This window comes from Phaeodactylibacter luteus (assembly GCF_007993045.1).
In the GTDB taxonomy this organism is placed as follows: Bacteria; Bacteroidota; Bacteroidia; order Chitinophagales; family Saprospiraceae; genus Phaeodactylibacter; species Phaeodactylibacter luteus.
The window spans coordinates 1-7,652 of the sequence record NZ_VOOR01000093.1; the positions used below are offsets into that span (position 1 = coordinate 1).

The 7,652-nt window shown below is 44.5% G+C and carries 10 protein-coding genes and 1 pseudogene; 10 read left to right on the forward strand and 1 reads right to left on the reverse strand.

Annotated features, from left to right (window positions below; translation table 11 throughout):
* A pseudogene (locus tag FRY97_RS22515) lies at nt 1-762 on the forward strand (hypothetical protein); the annotation flags it as partial.
* Nucleotides 759-1,193, forward strand: a complete 435-nt coding sequence (locus FRY97_RS21170; RefSeq protein WP_147169624.1) for a hypothetical protein — start codon at nt 759-761, stop codon at nt 1,191-1,193. The pseudogene FRY97_RS22515 and the gene FRY97_RS21170, both read left to right, overlap by 4 nt.
* Nucleotides 1,194-1,199: 6 nt before the next feature.
* Here FRY97_RS21170 and FRY97_RS21175 read toward each other — a convergent pair whose 3' ends face one another.
* Nucleotides 1,200-1,460 carry a hypothetical protein gene (locus FRY97_RS21175; RefSeq protein ID WP_147169625.1) on the reverse strand — a complete coding sequence of 87 codons (261 nt, stop codon included), beginning with the start codon at nt 1,458-1,460 and terminating at the stop codon, nt 1,200-1,202.
* Nucleotides 1,461-1,501: 41 nt separating this feature from the next.
* Here FRY97_RS21175 and FRY97_RS21180 point away from each other — a divergent pair, with 41 nt between their 5' ends.
* The 8 genes from FRY97_RS21180 to FRY97_RS21215 all read left to right on the forward strand — a co-directional run bounded on the left by FRY97_RS21180 (nt 1,502) and on the right by FRY97_RS21215 (nt 7,611).
* On the forward strand, nt 1,502-2,551 hold the full coding sequence (locus tag FRY97_RS21180; protein ID WP_147169626.1) for an RHS repeat-associated core domain-containing protein: 1,050 nt from the start codon (nt 1,502-1,504) through the stop codon (nt 2,549-2,551).
* A 4-nt stretch (nt 2,552-2,555) separates the two neighbouring features.
* Nucleotides 2,556-2,765, forward strand: coding sequence for a hypothetical protein (locus tag FRY97_RS21185; protein ID WP_147169627.1), 210 nt, complete (start codon nt 2,556-2,558; stop codon nt 2,763-2,765).
* 186 nt (nt 2,766-2,951) lie between these two features.
* A complete protein-coding gene (locus FRY97_RS21190; protein ID WP_147169628.1) occupies nt 2,952-4,112 on the forward strand; it encodes an RHS repeat-associated core domain-containing protein in 1,161 nt (386 codons plus the stop codon).
* Between the two features lie 3 nt (nt 4,113-4,115).
* Nucleotides 4,116-4,520, forward strand: coding sequence for a hypothetical protein (locus tag FRY97_RS21195; RefSeq protein ID WP_147169629.1), 405 nt, complete (start codon nt 4,116-4,118; stop codon nt 4,518-4,520).
* A 202-nt stretch (nt 4,521-4,722) separates the two neighbouring features.
* On the forward strand, nt 4,723-5,730 hold the full coding sequence (locus tag FRY97_RS21200; RefSeq protein WP_147169630.1) for an RHS repeat domain-containing protein: 1,008 nt from the start codon (nt 4,723-4,725) through the stop codon (nt 5,728-5,730).
* A gap of 4 nt (nt 5,731-5,734) precedes the next feature.
* Nucleotides 5,735-6,250, forward strand: a complete 516-nt coding sequence (locus FRY97_RS21205; RefSeq protein WP_147169631.1) for a hypothetical protein — start codon at nt 5,735-5,737, stop codon at nt 6,248-6,250.
* Nucleotides 6,251-6,312: 62 nt separating this feature from the next.
* Nucleotides 6,313-7,281: an RHS repeat domain-containing protein gene (locus tag FRY97_RS21210; RefSeq protein WP_147169632.1), complete on the forward strand. Its 969-nt coding sequence runs from the start codon at nt 6,313-6,315 to the stop codon at nt 7,279-7,281.
* A 3-nt stretch (nt 7,282-7,284) separates the two neighbouring features.
* Complete coding sequence (locus FRY97_RS21215) at nt 7,285-7,611, forward strand: DUF6572 domain-containing protein (protein ID WP_147169633.1); 327 nt, start codon at nt 7,285-7,287, stop codon at nt 7,609-7,611.
* Nucleotides 7,612-7,652: the final 41 nt, after the last annotated feature.

The following is a 7,652-nucleotide window of genomic DNA, read 5'->3' on the forward strand; positions in this document are numbered from 1 at the left end:
CTGGCACATTGGTATTACGCTTGGTCGCCATACAATTATGTACTCGGAAACCCAATCAGAAACATAGACCCAGACGGTAGAAGCGTTGAGACCGATTATTATAACCAAAAGGGCAAGTACCTCGGAACTGACGGAGTTGACAATGGTCAGGTAATGGTTGTGACTGACAAGAAAGAAGCTAAGTCAATATCAAAGACCAACAAAAAAGGAGGAACAACAGCGGTTGGTGACGTGAGTTCTGGAGTTATGTTACCAAGTTCTTACGTTAGGTCAGAAATGAATAAAGCGGTTGACCGAGCTGGTTCTCCTTCATTCCATGAAGAAGGTGGCTACTTTGGCACTTCAAATGGAAGCGAATATGTTGTCCACGCACAACCTGGGGAAAAGGCAGACCCCTCTAAAGACCCTCACGCATCTATAAATGTTTTCAAAGCGGCAGATGTGTCCACGCTTCCAAACGACCTTGATGCCACTATTGACGGTACCTTTCATACACATCCAGACGGTACAGTAACATCGACAACTGGTGGCGGTTTCAATACAATTGGGGGAGAAACTACAACTACCTATTCTTTTGACAATGCTCCTTCGGGTTCGAAGGGGTATGGAGATATTCCGAACGCTAAAGCTAATACAAGAGGTGTTACAGGCAATCGGTATGTACTGGCTCAAGGAAATAAGACGGTTTACATATATAATGGAAATGGGGTACAGGCAACTTTTCCTTTTCAACAATTCTTTTCAATCGGTATTAAAAAATGAAGCAGATAATTTTTTATTTAGTTTTATTGCAGTCTTCAATTTTGTTTGGGCAGACTACTTCAAGTAGTGAGATAAAAGACTCTTCAAACATATATAATATAGCGTTGAGGGTGTATTTGAGTGATGCTGTTATTAGCGATGAACTATTTGTTGAGAAAAATGATATAACAACTTCCTCTATGCCTGAACAGTTAGGAGGTGTTACCATTCAACTAATGAATATCCGTCAAATTCGGAAAAAGGCTAAAAAAGGTCCTTTCACCTTGTATAGAATTATTCCTCTTAGGTTTGAAGAAGGGATATTTTTTGTAAATGTTATTCCTTTTAATGTGAAATGTAAGCGGAAAAATTTACAAATGGCGAACCAAGGAGGGGTAACTGTCAAGTTCAAATATAATTGTGAGACAAATACTCTAAGTGTATTGAATTAAAGACAATTACGCCAATTTTTCCTGAAGGGAGTTGCTTTGAGCATCTTTCAGCATCAGGTCGAGCATATAAAGAATCCTGTCCTTATGGACGGGATTCACTTTTTGTAGCACTTCCAAGCGGTACAGCATTTTTTTGTCTTTGAGTAAGATGGTTGTATCACCTACCAAATAGTCCAGCGACACTTCCAGCACAGCCGGCAGTTTGGTGTCCCTTTCTATAGAGGGCAGCACCTTGCTATCCCCAAAACCCCTATCTTCCCCCTCCAAGTTCATTGAAAAGCAGCCGCTCCCACCGCACCCTAAGCGAAGTGGAGTACCGCCTGACCGGCCACCTGGGCAACACCACGGTGCTGTTCAGGGATGCAGACGAAGACGGTCAAATCGCGGCAGAAGGCAGCGGCCCTGGGGCCGGGGAGGTGATGCAGCGGCTATGGTACTACCCCTTCGGGCTGCAGCTGCAGGGGATAGGGCGTGACGAACCTGCGCCTGCCCACTTGTACCGCTACAACGGCAAAGCCTGGGACCCGGCCTCCGGCCTGTCGGATTATGGGGCGCGGTGGTATGATGCGGGCAGCGGTAGGTGGAGTGGGGTGGATCCGTTGGCGGACTGGGCGCCAGCTTGGACACCATATAGATATGGATTTAACAACCCTATCTTATATACCGACCCGTTCGGTCTTTTTGAGACCAAAAAAGAAGCGAGGAGATATCGCAGAAAGAACACTGACCTAAGCTGGTGGAACAGTTCCTTCAAAAAGAACAAAGATGGCACTTATGATATTCGGGATGACAATTCCCGTATGGCGATTACCAAAAATGGTGATGGGGAGATAGAGTACTCCGCAACGGCAACCGCTTATGGGTTTAGACAAAGAGAAGCTGGTTTTTGGGAAAACAGGAAAGAAGGTGGTTTTTTTGGTCGGATGGCGTATGGAATGGCTAACGGGGTTTATGTATTGGGGCAACTTCCATTTTATGGACGAGGGGACAATGTGCCTACGTTGGATGGTTTTTCTGTAGTCAAAGGGTCTGAGGAAGGAATAGATACGGGGATTGATGGACTTTTAACCATAGCTCCACTTCCTCTGCCAAAAGGGTATTCGGCGGCAGCCAAAGGCAGTACAGGTCTTGTTGATGATGTTGCAAAACAAATGCGATTATGGCTGGGGAAAAATTATAAGTCAATAACGAATAAGGCAGGGGACAACATTTTTATGTCGTCAGATGGTTTGAGAAAAATCAGGTTTGACATAAAAAACCCTCACGGAGACAAACCGCATATTCATTTAGAAGTTTTTGAAAACGGTAAATGGAAGGATGCTATCCCTGGCACTCATCGTATTTATCCAAAACAATAGAATAATGGAATTTAAAATATTGAAAGCATCATGCAAAAAATGGGAGTTTAAAATTGAAGAGGACTATCCTGAAGTGGGAGTTTATCTCTACGTCTTTGAAAATGGAGAATGTATAAGAGATACTTTGCAAAATGACGTGGAGACTTGCAAACAGATTGCTTTTGAGGATTATCAATTACCTTTTGATGCTTGGGAAGAAGAAAAAACCGCATAAATTCAAAAAGCCTCACCACACGGTGGGGCTTTTTCACTGATACGCCATCCTCGCCTTCGCATTCCTAAGCAGCCCATCGAGGGCAAAAAGAATCCCCTGCCGGTCCTGCTCAGGCAGGCTGGCCAGCTCCTCCACCCTGTGCAGAGGGCGTTGCCGAATGAAATTTGGCTTCGCCCCATCTGCATTGTGGGCGAGAAAAAGGCAGGTGGTCTATCCCAAAAACCCCTATCTTCCCCCTCCAAGTTCATTGAAAAGCAACTGCCCCACCGCACCCTAAGCGAAGCGGGCTACCGTCTGACCGGCCACCTGGGCAACACCACGGTGCTGTTCAGGGATGCAGACGAAGACGGTCAAATCGCGGCAGAAGGCAGCGGCCCTGGGGCCGGGGAGGTGATGCAGCGGCTATGGTACTACCCCTTCGGGCTGCAGCTGCAGGGGATAGGGCGTGACGAATCTGCGCCTGCCCATCTGTACCGCTACAACGGCAAAGCCTGGGACCCGGCCTCCGGCCTGTCGGACTATGGGGCGCGGTGGTATGATGCGGGCAGCGGTAGGTGGAGTGGGGTGGATCCGTTGGCAGACCATCCGAACCAAGTGGATAAGTCCCCTTTTGCTTATGCTTGGAATAATCCAGTTAGCTTAACCGACCCTGACGGGCGTTGTCCAATATGTCCTGTTTTATATGCCTTTGCAGTTGGATTTGGTGTTGGAGCAGGTGCAGATGCTACTGTCCAAGTTGCAACAAATAAAATACAAGGCAAAGGTGCTTTTGAAGACTATTCAGTCACATCAACCGTAATTTCAGGTTTCGCTGGAGGTTTTTCAGGTGGTACTGGAGGTATTGCTAATACTACTGTAAGGACGGGTGTTAATGTTGCTATTGTTGCAGGAGAGTCAGTTTCTAAACAAGTTGTAACAGATGATGCCGTCAAAAATGCAAGAAATGGAGATTTTTCAACGATACAAGAAAACGCCAGTAATATATCTGCAACTCAGGTGGTGTCAGATGTTGTAATGGACAAAATAGGAGGTAACGCTAAAGTAGTTGGGGATGCCAAAGTCAAGGTAATGGAAAGGCAATTGGATAGGACTACCAGAATAGCAAGGAATGACCCAACATCATCGGGACGAGCAGCAAATCAAAGGAATGCACAGAGTAGATTGAATAACGCCAACAATGCTAATGATTACGTTGGTGGAACGGTAGGCAATGGATTACAAAATGTATCCGATGCAACGAGAAGTGCGTTATCCATTGGAGGTAATCCTCAAGTTCCTATGGTAACGCCACAGCCTGTTGCCCAAGATAACACACGGGTCAATATTATTTTACCAATCAATCAGTAGGATATGGCAGTAAAGAGATTATTGATAATTTTTGGTTTTTTACTTGCCCTTCTTTGGGGAGCAAACCAATTAAAAAAAGCAGCCACCCGATTACAATTTGAAGTTTTTAATAAACCAGTTATTGTAAAGGTGGTAGAACTTCCTATCTGTGGGCGGTCTAATATTATTGGTATTAGTTATAAAGAGAAAAAGTACAACATATCAATAAACAAAAATGATTGCATACAGGGAAAATACAATATTGGTGATACATTGGAAGCTACCTATAATTCTAAGTTGGATGAAATGAACCCTGGCAACTTTGTGGGAACATACAAGCTGAATAGGGATTTTATGATTTTGGTTGGGATAGTATTTCTTTTGTATCTGTTTTTATCGAATAGAGGTCGAAAATCGAAGAAACGATGAAGTAAAAGCCTCTGCGCAAGCAGGGGCTTTCCACATAACACTCTGCAGCTTTGTCTGCTTCAAAAAGCATCGAGCAATGCCATGACGACCTGCCTTTTATCCTCGGGCAGTTTTTGAATGTCCGAGACCGACCCGGCTAATTTTCCGAGCACCTCCCCGCCCCAACCTCCCCAAAAACCCCTATCTTCCCCCTGCAAGTTCATTGAAAAGCAGCCGCTCCCACCGCACCCTAAGCGAAGCGGGCTGCCCCCTGACCGACCACCTGGGCAACACCACGGTGCTGTTCAGGGATGCAGACGAAGACGGTCAAATCGCGGCAGAAGGCAGCGGCCCTGCGGCCGCGGAGGTGATGCAGCGGCTATGGTACTACCCCTTCGGGCTGCAGCTGCAGGGGATAGGGCGTGACGAACCTGCGCCTGCCCACTTGTACCGCTACAACGGTAAAGCCTGGGACCCGGCCTCCGGCCTGTCGGACTATGGGGCGCGGTGGTATGATGCGGGCAGCGGTAGGTGGAGTGGGGTGGATCCGTTGGCGGGTGAGTTTCCATCATGGAGCCCTTATCATTACGTTTATGATAACCCTGTTATACATACTGATCCTACAGGTATGGCGGCTGATTGGATACCAGAGTACAATGAATCTACAGGCACAATTTCCTACATATCGGAGGATGGCGATAGCTACGATACTTTTGTTAAACAATATGGAGAGTCAGCTGCCGAAGAAATATTTAATAGTAACTGTGATGGATGTTTTGATAAATCTGAGACTTATTCAGAAGGACAAATTTCGTTAAATAGTGATACTCCGCTTAAATTGGTAATAGATGAAAAAGTGACAAAAAACCAAGGAATGGACTATATGAAGGGAGGAAATGGAAAAGAAGTGACTACAGATATTCAAGATATTCATAACCAAATTGAGCTAGCGTCTGAAGTGTCTGGAAAACAGGGGGATGGCACTTTTTCCGTAAACGAATATTTTAGTCGAAGAGATGGTAATGCTATTGGAAGCTTCAGTGTGGAAGGAAGTATTACTGTTGATAAAAAATTCACTTTTAATAGAAGCGCGATTGAATATTCATCGGGTTTAGCTACACAAAGAATAAGTTCAAGTCCAGTTGAAAACCCAATTAGAGGAGGGTTTAAAAGAGAATTTCGGATAGGCTATAAGACACCTTTATTAGTAACATATCGAACAAAACAGTAAAGCTATGGTATTTAAAATTCCTTTCTTCCTAATCATACTACCTATTATTACTTTAACTCTATGTACGTCTTGTAACTCCAAGAATATTCAGTGTATACATAATAAAATAGAACAATTAGAACATAATACCGGGTTCAATTACTATGAATTCTCTACTGCTTTTGAAAACTATTTGGTGGAAAATAATCATTTAAATGATGATAGTTATGGAAGTTGGATAGAAATGCTGTCATCATTAAGTTACTGTGGCATAGACAATAGTCATTTGATTTTGCATGTAGATAATACTTTTTCGACATCTCCTACTCTCGGAGAAGCATTCGTTTTATGTAAAGGAGGAATGTTTTCTCAGCTAAACCAAGACTCTTTGGTGCATCATGCTCCAGAGTATATCTTAAGTTTAGCTAAACAATTAGGAAAGAACCGTTTTGAAAGGAAATCACATAAGATTTTCTTTGTATATCAAGTAAATAACATTTATCCTTTATGTTCTCAGATTGAACGAAATGAAAGTAATTAACCACCGTTCGCAGCCGCTTTGATGTCCCCCTCAAAAAAAACTATCTTCCCCCTCCAAGTTCATTGAAAAGCAGCCGCTCCCACCGCACCCTAAGCGAAGCGGGCTGCCCCCTGACCGACCACCTGGGCAACACCACGGTGCTGTTCAGGGATGCAGACGAAGACGGTCAAATCGCGGCAGAAGGCAGCGGCCCTGCGGCCGCGGAGGTGATGCAGCGGCTATGGTACTACCCCTTCGGGCTGCAGCTGCAGGGGATAGGGCGTGACGAATCTGCGCCTGCCCATTTGTACCGCTACAACGGCAAAGCCTGGGACCCGGCCTCCGGCCTGTCGGATTATGGGGCGCGGTGGTATGATGCGGGCAGCGGTAGGTGGAGTGGGGTGGATCCGTTGGCTGACGATGCGATGCAGATAGACAAGTCTCCGTATCAGTACGCTTGGAACAACCCAGTTTATTATACCGACCCTGACGGGCGTTGCCCTTGGTGCATTGGTGCTATTGTTGGTGCTGCCGTTGATTACGGAGCTCAAGTCGCTGGCAATCTTGCAGAAGGTAAGGGACTGGGGGATGCTTTAACAGATGTTGACGGTACGTCAATACTTGTATCTGCTGGAGCAGGAGCAGTTGGCGGAGGGTTGGTCAGCGGAGCAACTAAGCTTATTAAGGGAGCTAAAACTGTAAATAAAGCGTCACAATTAGCCAAGAATGCTAAAAAGGGAGCTCAGTTTGAGCAGAAGGTCTTAAAGAAAGTGTCTAAAACACAATCAGATGTAGTTGAGCAAATAACCGTAAAAACGAAATCAGGTACAAGGACACGGCTCGATATTGTGGGAAAGGATAAGGCAACTGGCAAAGTAAAATTAACAGAAGCCAAATCTTCCAAGAAAGCACCTCTGACGAAAAATCAGAAGAAAGCATTCCCTGAAATTCAAAAAGACGGCGGAACGGTTGTAGGCAAAGGAAAGGGTAATTTTCCTGGTGGAACAAAAATACCACCCACAAAAGTTGATATTATAAGACCGAAAAAGTGATTTATGTCAATAATACAAACAGATAAAATTGATTTTATAGGTACTGATGATGTATCTAATACGGTGGTTTTGACAATATCTGACCATTTGGATTGGTCGGATACTCATAATCATTTAGTTCTTTTGCAAGAAAAGTTGAATAGTTACTTGGCTTTTTGTGAGAGCGAGCAATTATTAGAAAACTATCCTCAAGCGAAAGGAAAAAGACTTGTTATTCAAATAATCGGCAAGTCACCTCTTCCTATTGAAGGGCAAAATTTTATAGACCAAGCGAAAGAAGTAATTGAAGAAGTTGGAATAGAATTGCAATTTAGTCTTTTAGAAGAATGAATTAAAGCCTCGCCCTTCGGCGGGGCTTTTTACATAATAGC